Origin of the sequence: Heyndrickxia sp. FSL W8-0496 (assembly GCF_038007825.1) — a bacterium.
GTDB classification, from domain to species: Bacteria; Bacillota; Bacilli; order Bacillales; family Bacillaceae_C; genus Heyndrickxia; species Heyndrickxia oleronia.
In genome coordinates this window covers 4027501-4044314 of record NZ_JBBOXX010000001.1, presented here as the reverse complement: position 1 = coordinate 4044314, position 16814 = coordinate 4027501, and the positions used below count along the sequence as shown (strand labels likewise).

At 40.1% G+C, this 16814-nt stretch carries 16 protein-coding genes and 2 rRNA genes (1 of these 18 running past the window's edge); 14 read left to right on the top strand and 4 right to left on the bottom strand.

The annotated features are described in order from the left end of the window. The first annotated feature begins 48 nt into the window (after positions 1–48). Positions 49–954, top strand: coding sequence for a LysR family transcriptional regulator (locus NST63_RS20480; RefSeq protein ID WP_071975365.1), 906 nt, complete (start codon positions 49–51; stop codon positions 952–954). Here NST63_RS20480 and NST63_RS20475 read toward each other — a convergent pair. After that, positions 949–1128: a hypothetical protein gene (locus NST63_RS20475; RefSeq protein ID WP_212944399.1), complete on the bottom strand. Its 180-nt coding sequence runs from the start codon at positions 1126–1128 to the stop codon at positions 949–951. The two genes, NST63_RS20480 and NST63_RS20475, sit on opposite strands and share 6 nt — an antisense overlap. 138 nt (positions 1129–1266) lie before the next feature. On the opposite strand from NST63_RS20475, the gene fabL reads away from it, so the two are divergent. The 5 genes from fabL to NST63_RS20450 all read left to right on the top strand — a co-directional run bounded on the left by fabL (position 1267) and on the right by NST63_RS20450 (position 6290). Continuing rightward, positions 1267–2016 (top strand): enoyl-[acyl-carrier-protein] reductase FabL, encoded by a 750-nt coding sequence (gene fabL, locus NST63_RS20470; RefSeq protein ID WP_058005664.1) that lies wholly within the window; start codon positions 1267–1269, stop codon positions 2014–2016. A gap of 91 nt (positions 2017–2107) precedes the next feature. Next, on the top strand, positions 2108–2311 hold the full coding sequence (locus NST63_RS20465) for a gamma-type small acid-soluble spore protein (RefSeq protein ID WP_212944401.1): 204 nt from the start codon (positions 2108–2110) through the stop codon (positions 2309–2311). 161 nt (positions 2312–2472) lie between these two features. Beyond that, positions 2473–2739, top strand: a complete 267-nt coding sequence (locus tag NST63_RS20460) for a YgaB family protein (protein WP_251340440.1) — start codon at positions 2473–2475, stop codon at positions 2737–2739. Positions 2740–3633: 894 nt separating this feature from the next. Further along, positions 3634–4164 carry a nucleoside tri-diphosphate phosphatase gene (ntdP, locus tag NST63_RS20455; protein WP_058005661.1) on the top strand — a complete coding sequence of 177 codons (531 nt, stop codon included), beginning with the start codon at positions 3634–3636 and terminating at the stop codon, positions 4162–4164. A 377-nt stretch (positions 4165–4541) separates the two neighbouring features. Beyond that, the gene (locus NST63_RS20450; protein WP_341043574.1) at positions 4542–6290 is read left to right on the top strand and encodes an ABC transporter ATP-binding protein; all 1749 of its coding nucleotides are present in this window, start codon (positions 4542–4544) and stop codon (positions 6288–6290) included. 73 nt (positions 6291–6363) lie between these two features. On the opposite strand, the gene NST63_RS20445 is transcribed toward NST63_RS20450, so the two are convergent. Both NST63_RS20445 and NST63_RS20440 read right to left on the bottom strand, forming a co-directional pair. Beyond that, the gene (locus NST63_RS20445; protein ID WP_216386101.1) at positions 6364–7446 is read right to left on the bottom strand and encodes an FUSC family protein; all 1083 of its coding nucleotides are present in this window, start codon (positions 7444–7446) and stop codon (positions 6364–6366) included. 182 nt (positions 7447–7628) lie between these two features. Then, a complete protein-coding gene (locus tag NST63_RS20440) occupies positions 7629–8921 on the bottom strand; it encodes a glutamate-1-semialdehyde 2,1-aminomutase (RefSeq protein ID WP_278892207.1) in 1293 nt (430 codons plus the stop codon). A 155-nt stretch (positions 8922–9076) separates the two neighbouring features. Between NST63_RS20440 and NST63_RS20435 the strand changes: the two genes are divergently transcribed. The 5 genes from NST63_RS20435 (at position 9077) to perR (ending at position 12446) form a co-directional block, all read left to right on the top strand. Then, positions 9077–9496: a potassium channel family protein gene (locus NST63_RS20435; protein WP_058005658.1), complete on the top strand. Its 420-nt coding sequence runs from the start codon at positions 9077–9079 to the stop codon at positions 9494–9496. An 81-nt stretch (positions 9497–9577) separates the two neighbouring features. Next, positions 9578–10051, top strand: a complete 474-nt coding sequence (bcp, locus tag NST63_RS20430) for a thioredoxin-dependent thiol peroxidase (protein ID WP_058005657.1) — start codon at positions 9578–9580, stop codon at positions 10049–10051. Positions 10052–10270: 219 nt separating this feature from the next. After that, positions 10271–11221 carry a D-2-hydroxyacid dehydrogenase gene (locus NST63_RS20425; RefSeq protein WP_341043572.1) on the top strand — a complete coding sequence of 317 codons (951 nt, stop codon included), beginning with the start codon at positions 10271–10273 and terminating at the stop codon, positions 11219–11221. A gap of 1 nt (position 11222) precedes the next feature. Beyond that, entirely contained in the window at positions 11223–11774 is a 552-nt protein-coding gene (locus NST63_RS20420) for a cob(I)yrinic acid a,c-diamide adenosyltransferase (protein WP_071975349.1), read from the top strand. A gap of 228 nt (positions 11775–12002) precedes the next feature. Then, positions 12003–12446, top strand: coding sequence for a peroxide-responsive transcriptional repressor PerR (gene perR, locus NST63_RS20415; protein ID WP_058005653.1), 444 nt, complete (start codon positions 12003–12005; stop codon positions 12444–12446). Between the two features lie 37 nt (positions 12447–12483). Here the strand turns inward: perR and NST63_RS20410 are convergent, their stop codons facing one another. Next, complete coding sequence (locus tag NST63_RS20410; RefSeq protein ID WP_071975347.1) at positions 12484–12852, bottom strand: YgzB family protein; 369 nt, start codon at positions 12850–12852, stop codon at positions 12484–12486. A gap of 160 nt (positions 12853–13012) precedes the next feature. On the opposite strand from NST63_RS20410, the gene NST63_RS20405 reads away from it, so the two are divergent. From NST63_RS20405 to NST63_RS20395, 3 genes are all read left to right on the top strand, one after another. Next, positions 13013–13888, top strand: coding sequence for a nucleotidyltransferase-like protein (locus NST63_RS20405; RefSeq protein WP_212944409.1), 876 nt, complete (start codon positions 13013–13015; stop codon positions 13886–13888). Positions 13889–14128: 240 nt separating this feature from the next. Then, positions 14129–15681 (top strand): 16S ribosomal RNA (locus tag NST63_RS20400). Between the two features lie 305 nt (positions 15682–15986). Further along, positions 15987–16814, top strand: a 23S ribosomal RNA gene (locus NST63_RS20395); it runs 2130 nt beyond the window's last position. Together the 16S and 23S rRNA genes form the textbook arrangement of a ribosomal RNA operon.

Genomic DNA, 16814 nt, shown 5'->3' with positions numbered 1-16814 from the left:
ATATTATTAAGAACATATTTATCTCAAAATTAGATTGGTGGGAAATAGATGGAATTACGCCAAATCATTTATTTCATAGAAGTGGCTAAGCGGGAGCATGTAACGAGAGCGGCAGAAAATCTCCATGTTGCTCAGTCTGCCATTAGTCGTCAGATCGCTTTACTTGAAAGTGAATTGGGTACCCCCCTGTTTGAAAGAGAAGGTCGCAATGTGAAATTAACACATATGGGGAAGGTGTTTTTGGAGCATGCCGAGAGAATTGTGATTGAAATGGATAAAGCGAAAGAAAGGGTGGAAGAGTTTTTGAATCCTGAAAAGGGAGTGATTCATCTAGGGTTTTCCTCCAGCTTGTCCGTGCATACCTTTACAAGGGTTTTTACTCAGTTTAGAGAGGAGCATCCGAATTTACATTTTCAATTACTTCAAGGAACGAAGAAATATTTAATGCAGAAAATTGAAAAGGGAGACATTGATATTGCGTTTATTGCTCCAGTGGTGACTGATCACCCAATTGTAAAGGGAGATACTTTTTTTACGGAGAAGCTGTTGTTGCTGCTGCCAGAAAATCATTATTTATGCTCGGAACCGATTGTTCGGATTGGCCAATTGGCAGGAGAACGATTTGTTACCTTTCGATCGGATTCATCGATTCGGCGGACGATCGATAAGGCATGCAATCAGGCGGGATTTGAACCGATTATTGCCTTTGAAGGCGAAGATATGGATACGATAAAGGGACTTGTTTCTGCAGGATTAGGAATTGGGATATTGCCAGAGCTTGCTTTCTCTTACAATTTGCCAAAGGATGTTCGCACTGTCGAAATCGAAGATCCTTCTTTTATTCGATCGGTAGGCGTTATCACCCCCAAAAAAAGAGAGCTTGCCCCTTCGGAAAAGCTCCTCTATGGATTTTTAAAATCCTTTTATGATCGACTGTATCGTTTTCAATTATAATTGGCTTTTCCGTCTTTCGATTTCCTCAATGATTTCTTTATAGATGGTTTGACCTTCAGCATTTAAATAAGGAAGAATTTGCTGAAAGGAATGATGAAAATGTTCAACTTCGGAATTATTCCAGTCGGTGATCGACATCATGGATAACTCGGTCATATCGCGAATAACGGTCATTTAACCTTCCTCCTAAAAGTTATATTATCTATAGGATGATACAATCATTGTTTGTTATTCATTTTATCTATACAATATTAAAGAAAGTGGACGTGTCTTCATAAGACACTAAGTGAACTAAAGAAAGGTGATTCAAATATGACGAATAAAGTCGCATTAGTTACAGGGAGTAGTCGTGGAGTTGGGAAAGCGATCGCGATTGCCCTTGCAAAAGAAGGATATGATATTGTCATCAATTATGCACGCAGTAAATCTGCTGCACTTGAAACTGTAGAGGAAGTTGAAAAGTTAGGCAGAAAGGCATTGCTAGTGAAAGCCAATGTTGGGGATGTTGCGAAAATTAAAAAGATGTTTGAAGAAATTCGTGAAACCTTTGGCCGTCTTGATGTATTCATTAACAATGCCGCTTCAGGTGTACTGCGCCCAGCGATGGAGCTTGAAGAGTCACATTGGGATTGGACAATGAATATTAATAGCAAGGCATTATTATTCTGTGCACAGGAAGCTGCAAAATTAATGGAAGAAAATGGCGGAGGGAAAATCGTTAGCTTAAGCTCTCTCGGATCAATTCGTTATTTAGAGAATTACACGACCGTTGGGGTATCGAAAGCAGCGGTTGAAGCCTTAACAAGATATTTATCCGTGGAGCTTGCAGCGAAAAACATCGTTGTGAATGCTGTTTCAGGTGGAGCGATTGATACTGAAGCATTAAAGCATTTTCCAAATCGTGCAGAATTACTTGAAGATGCGCGTTTAAATACTCCTGCAGGACGAATGGTTGAAATCGATGATATGGTAAAAGTAGTGAAATTTTTAGTTTCCGATGATTCGTTTATGATTAGAGGACAAACGATCATTGTTGATGGCGGTCGTTCATTACTCGTATAATTTATTCGACTTTTTTTAAAAATTTTTCTCGAAAAAATGAGCATAACTCCCTCCACGTTTGGTTACATTAATGAGCGTGGAGGTGATAACAATGGCAAACCAAACAAACAAAACTTCTGGTACAAACGCTAGCCAAGTTAGACAACAAAACGCTCAATCTGCAAAAGGCGCTGCTGGACAAGGCCAATTCGGTACTGAGTTCGGAAGTGAAACAGATGTACAACAAGTGAAAAAACAAAACCAACAAGCTGAATCTCGTAAATCACAAAATGCTGGAAATTTTGGCCAACAATAAATAAAGCAATGAAAAGGGCATCCTAACTCGGGGATGTCCTTTTTACTGTTGAATGTGCCATTCGACAAAACGATAGGGAATATGACAGAACTAGTCAAAGGAATTTTTACATAAAAAAAGAAATAAATAGTTTAGAGAGAAGGGAAGGAAGGTATCTGTGAATGAAGGAATTTAATGAACTAATACAAGACCAAATGAAAACGATGGAACAATTGCTATACCTTCAAAATGAAATTGAACGCTGTCAGGAAATTGAACAGGAACTAAGCAAGCTTCAGGAAGAAACCAAAGTAGATCAAATAAAAAAGGAAATTAATGAGATGAAAAAAGAGCTGAATGAAATTCATAAAATATTTGAATCGCAAACAGATGAGGTAATTCGAAAATATCAAGGCTTGAAAGAAACCCCAGAAGAGGCTCTTACCTGAAGGTAGGGGTTTTTTTTAAGCTCTTTTCTCGAGCAGTGTTGATATTGAAACTTAGTTTAGCTGATAAACAGGGTGAATACCGCTATATCCTTTGATTCACTGAGAGAAAAGAGCTACAAGCTGTATGAGAAATGCTTTTCTTATGAAGAGTAAAAGCCGGCTGTAGGGCTTTTACAAGGAACAGTTTGAGAAAACAGACTTTATTTAAGCTCTTTTCTCGAATAGTGTTGCAATTGAAGGTTAAGTTTAGCTAATACCTAAGGTGAAGACCGATATACGCTTTAATACACTGAGAGAAAAGAGCTGCATGCTGTATGAGAAATGCTTTTCTTATGGGAGTAAAAGCCGGTAGTTGGGCTTTTACAGGCAACAGTGTGAGAAAATAGACTTTATTTAAGCTCTTTTCTCGAGCATGGTGATACTGAAAGTTAAGTTTAGCGATGATTAAGGTGAAGACCGCTATCCCCTTTAATTTACTGAGAGAAAAGAGCTGGAAACTGTATAAGAACCGCTGAACTCGTTATTAGGAGTAAAAGCCGGTAGTTGGGCTTTTACATGTAACAGCTTGAGAAAACGGACTTTATTTAAGCTCTTTTCTATTGTTGCAATTTTAGTGAATCTTTAACTAATAAATATCGTCTAAAGACTGCTATACCCTTTATTTCACTAAAAAAAGAGCTGCAAATTCCGTAAGAACCGCTGAATCCTATAAAAAAGCATATTTATTATCGATGATAAATGCTATACATATAAGAGTCTTTTGTTTTAAATTTTCTTAAAAAACGTTATAATAATAGAATATTAATAAGGGATTTTTAGGAATTAGACAGAAAACTGATACTTTGATTTATTTGAACGGATACAAATTTTATAAAGAAAGTAGGGAGAAAAGGTATGGGCATTCCCATTGAAGGTGATACGATACAAATACATAGCTATAAACATAACGGATACATACATCGAATATGGGAAGAGACGACAGTATTAAAAGGATCGAAGTCCCTTGTGATTGGTGGGAATGATCGGACTATTGTAACGGAATCAGATGGTCGCACATGGATTACCCGTGAACCAGCTATTTGCTATTTTCACTCGGATCATTGGTTTAATATTATTGGAATGATTCGAGAGGATGGAATATACTATTACTGTAACCTAGGTTCACCATTTGTGTATGATAAAGAGGCGTTAAAATACATCGATTATGATCTAGATATTAAAGTCTTTCCCGATATGACTTATACGCTTTTAGATGAAGATGAGTATGAATACCATCGGAAACAAATGGGATATCCCGATGTCATTGACCACATTTTAAAGCGAAATGTGGACAACTTAGTAAGATGGATACGCCAAAGAAAAGGCCCATTTGCACCCGATTTTATTGATATTTGGTACGAACGCTATCTAACCTACCGAAGATGAAATCATCTAGCTACTAGTTGTAAACCATTTATTTTTAGTTAAATAAAATCGATTAGTTACCTGTTGGTAGTTACAAGCCACAGGTTTTTTTCGTGAACCGGCAGCAGATAATAAGGTGAGCGGGGGGCGAGTGGGGGTCAGACCCCAAAACGTCGTTTTAAATAAAGAAAAGGTTTATAGCTCAAGCATTTAACAAGTGGGGTCAGACCCCCAAGTGTTAATTCCGGGAAAGACAAGGGTTAGTAGCTCTAGATTATAACAAACGGGGTCAGACCCCCAAACGCAATTTCCAGGAAAGACAAGCTTTACTACCTCGAGGTTTTAATAAATGGGGTCAGACCCCCACAGCGAGATTTTTCAGAAAGGGAGGGGATTTTATGAGTAGTACAAAGAGATATATGAAGTTTGTTAAGCCATATACGGGTCAGATTATTGGGACGTTGATTATTGGTTTGATAAAGTTTGCGATTCCGCTGCTTATTCCCGTTATTATTCAGTATGTGATTGATGATATTGTGACGAATCAGCATTTGTCAGTTGATGAGAAAACGTCGAAGCTTTTGATCACGATGTCGATTATGTTAGGTGTGTTTGTTGTTTTACGGCCGCCGATTGAATTTTACAGACAGTATTTTGCTCAATGGACATCAAGTAAGATTTTATATGATATTCGGGATCGGTTATTTACGCATTTACAGAAATTGAGCTTTAAATTTTACTCTAATACGCGTGCGGGGGAAGTTATTTCCAGAGTGATCAATGATGTCGAGCAGACAAAGGACTTTGTCATTACCGGCTTAATGAATGTGTGGCTGGATGCGGCGACGATCATCATTGCGGTTTCGATTATGTTTACGATGGATGTTCCGCTCACCCTCGTTTCGCTTATTGTGTTTCCGATGTATGCGATATCGGTAAAATATTTCTTCGGCAATTTACGTAAATTTACAAGGGTGCGTTCCCAAGCGCTTGCTGAAGTGCAAGGGTATTTACATGAGCGGGTGCAGGGAATGCCTGTTATTAAAAGCTTTGCGATTGAAGACACCGAACAGGAACGCTTTCGCGTACATAATTCGAATTTTCTCGATAAGGCCTTGCAGCATACGAGATGGACAGCAAAGGCATTTTCTGTTGTTAACACATTGACAGATATTGCTCCATTAATTGTCATTGGTTTTGCAGGATACCAAGCGATCCATGGGAATTTATCAATTGGGACAATGGCAGCGTTCATTGCGTATATCGATCGTTTATATAGCCCATTACGTCGACTAGTAAACTCTGGTACGACATTAACCCAATCCATTGCCTCAATGGACCGCGTCTTTGAATTAATGGATGAAAAATATGATATCGATGATGCGCCAGATGCGATTGAGTGTAAAAATGTCAAAGGGGATATTTCATTTGAGCATGTAAACTTTGCTTATAATGAAAAGGAATTATCTGTCCTTAAGGATATCCAATTACATGTTCGTGCGGGTGAAACGATCGCGTTAGTCGGGATGAGTGGTGGAGGTAAATCTTCATTAGTCAGTTTGATTCCCCGTTTCTATGACGTAACGAGTGGGAAAATCCTTTTAGATGGCACTGACATTCGCGATTTTAAAGTAAGAAGCCTTCGCGATAAAATTGGGATGGTCTTACAGGATAATATTTTATTCAGTGAATCAGTTCGATTAAATATTTTACTAGGTAAACCAGATGCGACCGAGGAAGAGATCGTACAGGCAGCGAAAGCGGCAAATGCCCATGAGTTTATCATGAATCTTCCAGAAGGATATGACACAAAGGTTGGGGAAAGAGGGGTGAAGCTTTCCGGTGGTCAGAAGCAGCGGATTGCGATTGCTCGTGTATTTTTGAAAAACCCTCCTATATTAATTTTGGATGAAGCAACATCTGCACTGGATTTAGAAAGTGAGCATTTAATTCAGGAAGCATTGGAAAAGCTGGCTAAGGATCGGACGACATTTATTGTTGCCCATCGACTTTCCACCATTACTCATGCCGATCGCATTGTCCTCATTGAGCATGGGGAAATTGTTGAGATTGGCCCACATGAAGAATTAATGGAAAAACAAGGGCATTATTTTAACCTATTCCAGGTACAACAATTAGATTCTTAATGTATACCTTTAAATAATGGTGCAAAAAAAGGGAGGCTCGGCTGTTAGTAAACAGCTGATCCTCCCTTTCCTTTTACTCCTCAAACTCTTCTTGAATCGACACTTCATTATCCTCTTTATGATAATTTTTAAAGCTATCAATTAAAATGCTGAGATGCCTTAATTGTTCTTGGTAGTCCATCATGGCAGAGAGAAGTCTCATAAAATGATAGGATTGATTATCGCATTCATGTTTTTCATCTTCAATCTCTTTTATATAGAGCTTCATTAAATCTTCATGGTACGTATTTAAATTTTCTTCATCGTACAGATCATTTTGTTTTACTTTTCCAAGAAACTGGAATAATAATTTTTGGTGTTCATTTATTAAGAAATCCAGACGATCATGAAGCTGAATTTGGATTTCTTCAGGTAACTTGACGATATCATATTCATATCGATGCAGTAATTTTAGAATATCAAAGCAATCCTGTGATGCGGTCACCATCTGGCGATAAATCACCGTTTTTCTTTTCTTCTCAGGCGTGCTCTTTTTAAAATAACGTCTTTCCTCATTAAACAATGTATAAAACTGATTAACCTTTACTAAACGATCTCTAATCTTTTCAATTTCTATTTTCATTACATGATGTTCTGAATCATGGCTTAATATTAAGCGAATCAGTGTAAAAATATCTTCTGTTAAGTTAGACATGCGATGGAATAGCTTTGTTTCATATTTTGGCGGTAAGAAAATTAAATTCACAATAAACGCCGAAAGAATTCCAATGAGAATTGTTGCAAAGCGCAACCATGCAAACTCAAGAAAATGCTCACCAGGTGATTCAAGGATAACAATCATGGTCACAAGTCCTAAGCTAATACTATTTTCAAGCTTTAGCCTCAACATGATCATAATCGTTATTAATGCTGCAAGCCCCACGATTATATAATTGTTTTCAAAAATTAAACCGAAGGCAACTGCAACAACAGCTCCGATGACATTCCCTTGTACCTGCTCCACAATCGATAAATAGGATCGATAGATGGTCGGTTTAATAGCGAAAATCGCAGCAATTCCTGCAAATACAGGGGAAGTCATTCCTACCAGCTTTGCAATATACAATGCCAAAACGATGGCAATTCCCGTTTTAAAAATGCGGGCACCTAGCTTCATATCAGTGATGATTCCTTTCGTAAATATCTTTTCATTAAGATAACATATTAATACCAAATTAGTAATATACAATGTCCTAGAAAGAATATCAAGAGAAAATTGTACGGAAGGAGGAAATCTTTTTTTAGAGAGGTGTTTAAAGTGAAAGGGGTCTGACCCCATTGTCAGACCCCTGAGAGAGATTAGTTGTTCAATTTTGCAAAAGCAATGTCAACTGCTTTGATTGTTTCTAGAATATCTTGCTCTGTATGAGCGGTCGTAATAAACCATGCTTCATATTTTGATGGAGCCAGATTAATTCCTTGCTCAAGCATGAGCTTGAAGAATTTGGCGAACATCTCACCATCGGTTGCTTCGGCTTGTTTATAGTTCTCCACCTTTTCAGTGGTGAAATAAATTGTTAAGGCACCTTTTAAACGGTTAATCGTAATCGGTGTTTGATGTTTTTGTGCCGCATCTAAAATGCCTTTTTCTAGAATCGCACCTAAGCGATCTAACTCATCATAGACTCCGTCTTGTTTTAATACTTCTAAACAAGCAATTCCCGCTAACATGGATGCAGGGTTACCAGCCATCGTTCCTGCTTGATACGCTGGTCCAAGCGGAGCCACCTTTTCCATAATTTCTTTTTTACCGCCATACGCACCAATTGGTAGTCCGCCACCAATAATTTTACCCATAGCTGTTAAGTCTGGTGTAACACCTAATAAATTTTGTGCCCCACCATACATGAAGCGGAAGGCGGTGATGACTTCATCATAAATGACAAGTGCTCCTGCTTCATGAGTTAATTCATTGACTTGCTCTAAAAATCCAGGCTTCGGCTCAACAATCCCGAAGTTGCCGACAATCGGTTCAACTAATACAGCTGCAACTTCATTGCCCCATTTATTTAAGGCTTCCTTAAACGGCTCAATATCATTGAATGGAACTGTAATAACTTCCTTCGCAATATTTTTAGTCACACCTGCTGAATCTGGCATTCCTAATTGAGAAGGACCAGAGCCTGCCGCAACAAGAACTAAGTCAGAATGGCCATGATAACAGCCTTCGAATTTGATGATTTTATCACGTCCAGTGAAGGCACGAGCCACACGGATCGTTGTCATGACTGCTTCTGTACCAGAGTTAACAAAGCGAACCTTATCGAGTGCAGGCATCGCCTCTTTTAGCATTTTGGCAAATTTCACTTCAAATGGGGTAGGCGTCCCGTATAATACACCATTTTCAGCGGCTGTTTTAATTGCTTCTGTTATATGTGGGTGTGCATGACCGGTAATAATCGGTCCATATGCAGCGAGATAGTCAATATATTTATTGTCATCGACATCCCAGAAATAAGCACCCTGTGCACGCTTCATCGCTACGGGTGAACCACCACCGACTGCTTTATACGAGCGGGATGGACTATTTACGCCACCAACGATGTGCTCAAGTGCTTCTGTATGTAAACGTTCTGATTGTGAAAAGTTCATTTTTTTCCTTGCCTCCTAATTTCGATCCATCATATCTATTGTAGTACCTTCTTTTTGACGTGTCCAATCAGCATAAAGATTTCATATAAGGAAATGTGTCCGAGTAGAATAGAATGACAAGCTAAAATGTGAATGAAAAGCTGAGGAGACTTTGTATGATCTATGTACTGATGATAGCAGTGATTGTCTGCATAAGTATGAGCTTACGAACATTATTTTTCCCTTCGAAATTAAAGTATAAGCTTGTATCCTTTGAGAACTTTCTCTTTTTAGGATACACCTATAGTGTTATTATGATTGGATTTGGCTTGCTATTTATGCTGCTTGAACTAAAAGGGTTTCACGTCATTGTCGAACAAGGCGCCTTATTTTCTGGAAGCTATATTGAAAAATTAGGCTCGGCGATGTATTTAAGTGCGATTACATTATTTTCCGTTGGGTATGGAGATATTGTCCCGGTTGGAATCGGAAGACTATTAGTCATCTTAGAGGCATTGATTGGCTATACGATTCCTGCTGCTTTTGTCGTCAAATCCTTCATTGATTTTGAGCATAATAGTGAATGGAAGAAGTAAATGATTTGGATATCTCATCATTTTTAGGTAAGGTTGTAAGAAAGAAAGGGAATGAACTCCCGAAAAAATAGGAGGATTTATATGACTACACAAATAGGAAATAAAGCACCTGATTTTACATTGAAAGCAAATAATGGCGAAACCGTTCGTTTATCTGATTTTATCGGGAAAAAGCATGTCGTTCTTTATTTTTATCCAAAGGATATGACACCTGGGTGTACAACAGAGGCATGTGATTTCCGTGATCATCATGAAAGCTTTGTTGATGTTGATGCAGTTATTTTAGGTGTCAGTCCTGACCCTGTTACCCAGCATCAGAAATTTATCGATAAGCATGGACTTCCGTTTCTATTATTAGAGGATAGTGATCACAAGGTAGCTGAAGACTATGATGTATGGAAGCTAAAGAAAAACTTCGGAAAAGAATATATGGGGATTGAACGATCCACATTTATTATTAATAAAGAAGGAATCCTTGTGAAGGAATGGAGAAAGGTGAAAGTGGCAGGACATGTTGAGGATGCACTTTCGTATATTAAGACTGAACTTGCATAATTGGGTCAGCCTATTTTGCTTGGTAAAGGCTACTGTCCATTCAAAGCAGTCGAATTTACATACCTTATATTAGGGCATACCTCCTCAGAAAAAATAGATCTTGGACCGAGTGATTCGGTCCTTTTTTCTTGCTCTGTAAGAGGGAGAAATAATTATGATATGATAAAAATAAAAGCTCTTTTGCCTAATGAGAAAGAGTAAAATCAAGGGGTGGATGGAATGAAGTGCGTATTTACCTTCGAACCGCTAGAACAATTGAAAACCGATATAGTTGCCTCTTTTCCAGCTGTTCAGTTCTGCTTTTATGAGAATGTGACACTTGCGGAGCAGGAAATGAAAAGCGCAGAAGTGATTGTTACCTATGGTGAGGACTTAGTGGATGAGCATATTTACCAAGCAGAGAAGTTAAAATGGATTATGGTCACCTCAGCGGGATTAGAGAGAATGCCATTAAAAGCGATTAAAGAAAAAAATATATTAGTGACAAATGCACGTGGAATTCACAAAATACCAATGGCGGAGTTTACGCTAGGGATCATTCTCAGCCATGCAAAGGGATTTAAACGATTATGGGACAACCAAAAGGAAGCTGTTTGGGATAAGCAAACCCCATTATCAGAGATCCATGAACAATCGTTGCTAATTGTTGGTGCTGGTGCCATTGGTCAAGAAATTGCTCGCTTGGCAAAGCCGTTTGGGATGAAGATTATTGGTGTGAATAGTCGTGGGAATGCGATCGATCATTTTGATGAGATGTACACATTAGAAACGATCCACTCTATTCTTGGCAGCGTCGATTACATCGTTTCGATTTTACCAAGCACGGAAGAAACGATTCATTTTTATCAGCCAGCTCATTTCGAAAGCATGAAGAAATCTGCTGTATTTATCAATATTGGTCGGGGAGTTGTCGTACAGGAAGAGGTATTAATGACGGCTTTGAACCATCAAGAAATTAGCCATGCCTATTTAGATGTATTTGAGGTGGAACCATTACCTAAGAGTCATCCATTTTGGAAAATGAGCAATGTGACAGTTACCCCACATATCTCAAGTACAACTATGAATTATTTACCACGCGCATTAGAAATATTTCGAAAAAATTTACATACATATATGAATAACGACCATGATTTTATAAATGTTATCGATCCGGAAAGGGGATACTAAAATGAGGATTTACACGAAATCTGGTGATAAAGGTACGACATCCCTTGTCTATGGACAGCGAATTCCGAAAAATGATATCCGGGTGGAAGCATACGGAACCTGTGATGAAGCCAATTCGATGATCGGCCTCGCAATCAGTCATTTGAAACATGCCACTTTCCCGGGCAAGGATGAAGTAATCGAAGTATTTCACAAGGTTCAAACGGCGATTTTTCATGTCGGGGCAGAGCTTGCTACACCAGAAGGTAAAGAAGTGAAATGGAAGCTAAAGGATGAAGATATTCAAGAATTAGAGCATACTATAGATAAATGGGATGCAAGCCTCGATCCATTAAAGAACTTTATCCTTCCGGGTGGACATCCAGCCGGTGCCGCCATGCATTGTGCACGTACGATCGTCAGAAGAGCAGAAAGATGTGCGGTTGAAATAGAACAGACGAATCCTCTAGTATTGGCTTATTTAAATCGCCTTTCCGACTTATTATTTGTTGCGGCAAGATATATAAATAATGGTTTAGGAGAGGAAGAAATGACTCTACATCAAGGGTTATAACAATTGAATGGATTGACAAAAATGCTTGTTCCTTAGTAAACTAATTATAAACATTTTAAAATAAGAATGTCTCCTTTTTGATAGTTGATGGCTTTTTGGAAAGGTATTTATTCTCATTCATTTTTTCTTTCATAAAACCAACTATTAAAAGGACTGTCAGTTAACTGTACAATTCTAAACCGTTTTGAATGGTTTCATATGACTTAATTACTATTAGAAAAGAGGTGCATGACGGTGTCTGAACATCAAATCAAAGAAGCAATTGAAACTTTGAAAGAAACTGGAGTTCGTATCACGCCTCAACGTCATGCGATATTGGAGTATTTAATACAATCCATGTCACATCCTACAGCCGATGACATTTATAAAGCACTCGAAGGAAAATTTCCAAATATGAGTGTGGCTACCGTATACAATAATTTACGTGTATTCCGTGAAGTTGGTCTTGTAAAGGAACTAACATATGGGGATGCATCCAGTCGCTTTGATTTTGTCACAACTAGTCACTATCATATTATTTGTGAAGATTGCGGAAAAATCGTTGACTTCCATTATCCTGGATTAGACGAGGTAGAGCAGCTTGCATCACATGTCACTGGTTTTAAGGTGAGTCATCATCGCATGGAAATCTACGGCACGTGCCCAGAATGCTCGAAAAAAGAAGTACATTAAAAAAGAATTGTTCGATGGATCATCGAACAATTCTTTTTTAGTTTGATTGGTTCTTTTGTGGTTTTTTACGATTGTAATTTTCATCAAAATCTTTGCCTTCTAGATTAGGATCCAAGGTGAGCGGTTCGCGGCAGTGCATACACATATCCACTCGACCGAGAATTTTAGTCGGTTTATTGCAGTTTGGACAAACCACTTGCACCGCTTTCGTTGACAACATACCAATCCAGAAGTATACGACAGTGCTGGCAATAATACTTAATAAACCTAAAACCATGAAAATCGTCATGACGATAGGATGCGTTCGGAAAAAGATTCCAAAGTACATAATAATAAATCCGACGAATATGAGACTTAACGCAAATGTGCGTATCTTATTGATTTTATTTGAATATTTTTTAGCCATGGTCGAACCTCCTAGATGTAATATACCATAAATGATGGAAAAGTGGACATAAGGCTCAGATGTGTTTGTGACGATCTGAAAAACAACTTTTCAATTAGCAGGAAATTTATTATCATTGTCGAAGTAATATTCTTACTAGAAACTTTGGAGGAATTTAATTATGGAGGATATCCTTCGCCCCATTTATCAAGAACGGGCAAGCCAAACGAATACCTTATCCGTACTTATTATAGAAAAAAGGCAAAATGAATGTACGGTCACAGATACATTCGATGCGATTTTATTAATGATTGTAAAAGAGGCAGAAACTCCTGTATTTATAAAACACTATATTTATGAACAAAAAAAGGCTGCTCTTCATATTGTAAGAGAGGATCAATTGAAAGAGTGGTTATTATTAGGATCCAATCGAAAAATTGTTGAATGGATCACACATGGAAAAGTATTATTTGATCGAAATGAATATATGGCCAACCTAAAGGGTGAACTAAGAGACTTTCCTTTCTCAGAAAGAAAATTAAAAGCGGGCTTAGAATTTGCGAAGCTTATTCGCAGATATATTGATGGCAAAGCCTTCTTTGACAATGATCAATATCTTGATGCCTATAATCATGTCGTTCATGCCCTGCATCATTTGGCGAGACTTGCGGTGATCGAAAACGGATTTCATCCTGAAATAACTGTATGGAACCAAGTGAAGCAAATTGAACCAGAAATCTTTAAGCTCTATGAAGAATTAATCACGAGTGATGAATCAATTGAAAAAAGACTAGAGCTCCTTTTCTTAGCCAGTGAATTTTTAATTCACTCCAGAACAAAGGTCTATGCCTCACACTTACTTGCGGTTATGCAAGAAAAGGAACGCTGGACCATTAATGAATTGCTCTGCAATCCTGATTTAGAAAATTACGGGGTGGATCTAGGTATTTTACTAGAGTTTCTAACGGAGAAGCATTTTATTAATGAAATAAAGGTAGAAACGAAGGGACCACGTATTTATCATCGCTATTACGAGGTAGGAAAAAAATTATCGTAAAATATTAAAAAAGTTGTTGACGAGAAGTAAAATACTTGTTATATTAATAAGCGTCGCTGCTAAACAACAAAACTTAGCAGTGACGAAAAAAACAAAAAAAGTTATTGACAAAAAATAAATAACTTGATATGATGATAAAGTCGCTGTTGAGAAAACGGCGAGAGAGATTGATCTTTGAAAACTGAACAAAACGAAACGTCAATGAATTACTTTTATTTTATAAGAGCTATATCAAACATCTTTTTGGAGAGTTTGATCCTGGCTCAGGACGAACGCTGGCGGCGTGCCTAATACATGCAAGTCGAGCGAATCTGATGGGAGCTTGCTCCCTGATGATTAGCGGCGGACGGGTGAGTAACACGTGGGTAACCTGCCTGTAAGACTGGGATAACTCCGGGAAACCGGGGCTAATACCGGATAACTTTTTTCTTCGCATGAGGGAGAATTGAAAGATGGCTTCGGCTATCACTTACAGATGGACCCGCGGCGCATTAGCTAGTTGGTGAGGTAACGGCTCACCAAGGCGACGATGCGTAGCCGACTTGAGAGGGTGATCGGCCACACTGGGACTGAGACACGGCCCAGACTCCTACGGGAGGCAGCAGTAGGGAATCTTCCGCAATGGACGAAAGTCTGACGGAGCAACGCCGCGTGAGTGATGAAGGTTTTCGGATCGTAAAACTCTGTTGTTAGGGAAGAACAAGTATCGTTCGAATAGGGCGGTACCTTGACGGTACCTAACCAGAAAGCCACGGCTAACTACGTGCCAGCAGCCGCGGTAATACGTAGGTGGCAAGCGTTGTCCGGAATTATTGGGCGTAAAGCGCGCGCAGGCGGTTTCTTAAGTCTGATGTGAAATCTTGCGGCTCAACCGCAAGCGGCCATTGGAAACTGGGAGACTTGAGTGCAGAAGAGGAGAGTGGAATTCCACGTGTAGCGGTGAAATGCGTAGAGATGTGGAGGAACACCAGTGGCGAAGGCGACTCTCTGGTCTGTAACTGACGCTGAGGCGCGAAAGCGTGGGGAGCGAACAGGATTAGATACCCTGGTAGTCCACGCCGTAAACGATGAGTGCTAAGTGTTAGAGGGTTTCCGCCCTTTAGTGCTGCAGCTAACGCATTAAGCACTCCGCCTGGGGAGTACGGCCGCAAGGCTGAAACTCAAAGGAATTGACGGGGGCCCGCACAAGCGGTGGAGCATGTGGTTTAATTCGAAGCAACGCGAAGAACCTTACCAGGTCTTGACATCCTCTTGACCTCCCTAGAGATAGGGATTTCCCTTCGGGGACAGGAGTGACAGGTGGTGCATGGTTGTCGTCAGCTCGTGTCGTGAGATGTTGGGTTAAGTCCCGCAACGAGCGCAACCCTTGACCTTAGTTGCCAGCATTCAGTTGGGCACTCTAAGGTGACTGCCGGTGACAAACCGGAGGAAGGTGGGGATGACGTCAAATCATCATGCCCCTTATGACCTGGGCTACACACGTGCTACAATGGATGGTACAAAGGGCTGCAAGACCGCGAGGTTTAGCCAATCCCATAAAACCATTCTCAGTTCGGATTGTAGGCTGCAACTCGCCTACATGAAGCCGGAATCGCTAGTAATCGCGGATCAGCATGCCGCGGTGAATACGTTCCCGGGCCTTGTACACACCGCCCGTCACACCACGAGAGTTTGTAACACCCGAAGTCGGTGAGGTAACCTTTTGGAGCCAGCCGCCGAAGGTGGGACAGATGATTGGGGTGAAGTCGTAACAAGGTAGCCGTATCGGAAGGTGCGGCTGGATCACCTCCTTTCTAAGGAATATGGAAAACCACTTACGTGGTTCAGACGTCTTCTGTTTTGTTCAGTTTTGAAAGGTTAATCCTTTCAGTTTCATAGAGGTGAATTAGAAGCGAGAAGGTCGAGGAAGCAAGCGAACGAGCACCGGAACGTATTAAACATACGTGAGGATGTGAGTGAGTGTGCTGACGAAGAGATTCGAAGCTTATCATTCGCCGGATTGTTCCTTGAAAACTAGATATGTAAGAAGTAACCAAGTAATAACCGAGAATCGCCACTTTATGGATGAATCCATTAAGTAGTTTTAAATAACCTTTTAGGTTAAGTTAGTAAGGGCGCACGGTGAATGCCTTGGCACTAGGAGCCGATGAAGGACGGGACTAACACCGATATGCTTCGGGGAGCTGTAAGCGAGCTTTGATCCGGAGATTTCCGAATGGGGGAACCCACTGCCCGTAATGGGGTAGTATCCTTACTTGAATACATAGAGTAAGGAAGGCAGACCCGGGGAACTGAAACATCTAAGTACCCGGAGGAAGAGAAAGCAATTGCGATTTCCTGAGTAGCGGCGAGCGAAACGGAAGAAGCCCAAACCAAGAGGCTTGCCTCTTGGGGTTGTAGGACACTCTATACGGAGTTACAAAGGAACGGAGTAAATGAAGAGGTCTGGAAAGGCCCGTCAAAGAAGGTAACAACCCTGTAGTTGAAACTTCGTTCCCTCCAGAGTGGATCCTGAGTACGGCGGGACACGTGAAATCCCGTCGGAAGCAGGGAGGACCATCTCCCAAGGCTAAATACTCCCTAGTGACCGATAGTGAACCAGTACCGTGAGGGAAAGGTGAAAAGCACCCCGGAAGGGGAGTGAAAGAGAACCTGAAACCGTGTGCCTACAAGTAGTTAGAGCCCTGTGCGTATTTTCCTTTGGAAAAACGCCGGGTGATAGCGTGCCTTTTGTAGAATGAACCGGCGAGTTACGATTTCATGCAAGGTTAAGCTGAAGAGGCGGAGCCGCAGCGAAAGCGAGTCTGAATAGGGCGATTAAGTATGAGGTCGTAGACCCGAAACCAGGTGATCTACCCATGTCCAGGGTGAAGGTAAGGTAACACTTACTGGAGGCCCGAACCCACGCACGTTGAAAAGTGCGGGG

Bases quoted from the DNA above. Each gene is read 5' to 3' on its own strand.
- NST63_RS20480 (WP_071975365.1), top strand. From the start codon at position 49: ATGGAATTACGCCAAATCATTTATTTCATAGAAGTGGCTAAGCGGGAG.
- NST63_RS20475 (WP_212944399.1), bottom strand. From the start codon at position 1,128: ATGACCGTTATTCGCGATATGACCGAGTTATCCATGATGTCGATCACC.
- fabL (WP_058005664.1), top strand. From the start codon at position 1,267: ATGACGAATAAAGTCGCATTAGTTACAGGGAGTAGTCGTGGAGTTGGG.
- NST63_RS20465 (WP_212944401.1), top strand. From the start codon at position 2,108: ATGGCAAACCAAACAAACAAAACTTCTGGTACAAACGCTAGCCAAGTT.
- NST63_RS20460 (WP_251340440.1), top strand. From the start codon at position 2,473: ATGAAGGAATTTAATGAACTAATACAAGACCAAATGAAAACGATGGAA.
- ntdP (WP_058005661.1), top strand. From the start codon at position 3,634: ATGGGCATTCCCATTGAAGGTGATACGATACAAATACATAGCTATAAA.
- NST63_RS20450 (WP_341043574.1), top strand. From the start codon at position 4,542: ATGAGTAGTACAAAGAGATATATGAAGTTTGTTAAGCCATATACGGGT.
- NST63_RS20445 (WP_216386101.1), bottom strand. From the start codon at position 7,446: ATGAAGCTAGGTGCCCGCATTTTTAAAACGGGAATTGCCATCGTTTTG.
- NST63_RS20440 (WP_278892207.1), bottom strand. From the start codon at position 8,921: ATGAACTTTTCACAATCAGAACGTTTACATACAGAAGCACTTGAGCAC.
- NST63_RS20435 (WP_058005658.1), top strand. From the start codon at position 9,077: ATGATCTATGTACTGATGATAGCAGTGATTGTCTGCATAAGTATGAGC.
- bcp (WP_058005657.1), top strand. From the start codon at position 9,578: ATGACTACACAAATAGGAAATAAAGCACCTGATTTTACATTGAAAGCA.
- NST63_RS20425 (WP_341043572.1), top strand. From the start codon at position 10,271: ATGAAGTGCGTATTTACCTTCGAACCGCTAGAACAATTGAAAACCGAT.
- NST63_RS20420 (WP_071975349.1), top strand. From the start codon at position 11,223: ATGAGGATTTACACGAAATCTGGTGATAAAGGTACGACATCCCTTGTC.
- perR (WP_058005653.1), top strand. From the start codon at position 12,003: ATGACGGTGTCTGAACATCAAATCAAAGAAGCAATTGAAACTTTGAAA.
- NST63_RS20410 (WP_071975347.1), bottom strand. From the start codon at position 12,852: ATGGCTAAAAAATATTCAAATAAAATCAATAAGATACGCACATTTGCG.
- NST63_RS20405 (WP_212944409.1), top strand. From the start codon at position 13,013: ATGGAGGATATCCTTCGCCCCATTTATCAAGAACGGGCAAGCCAAACG.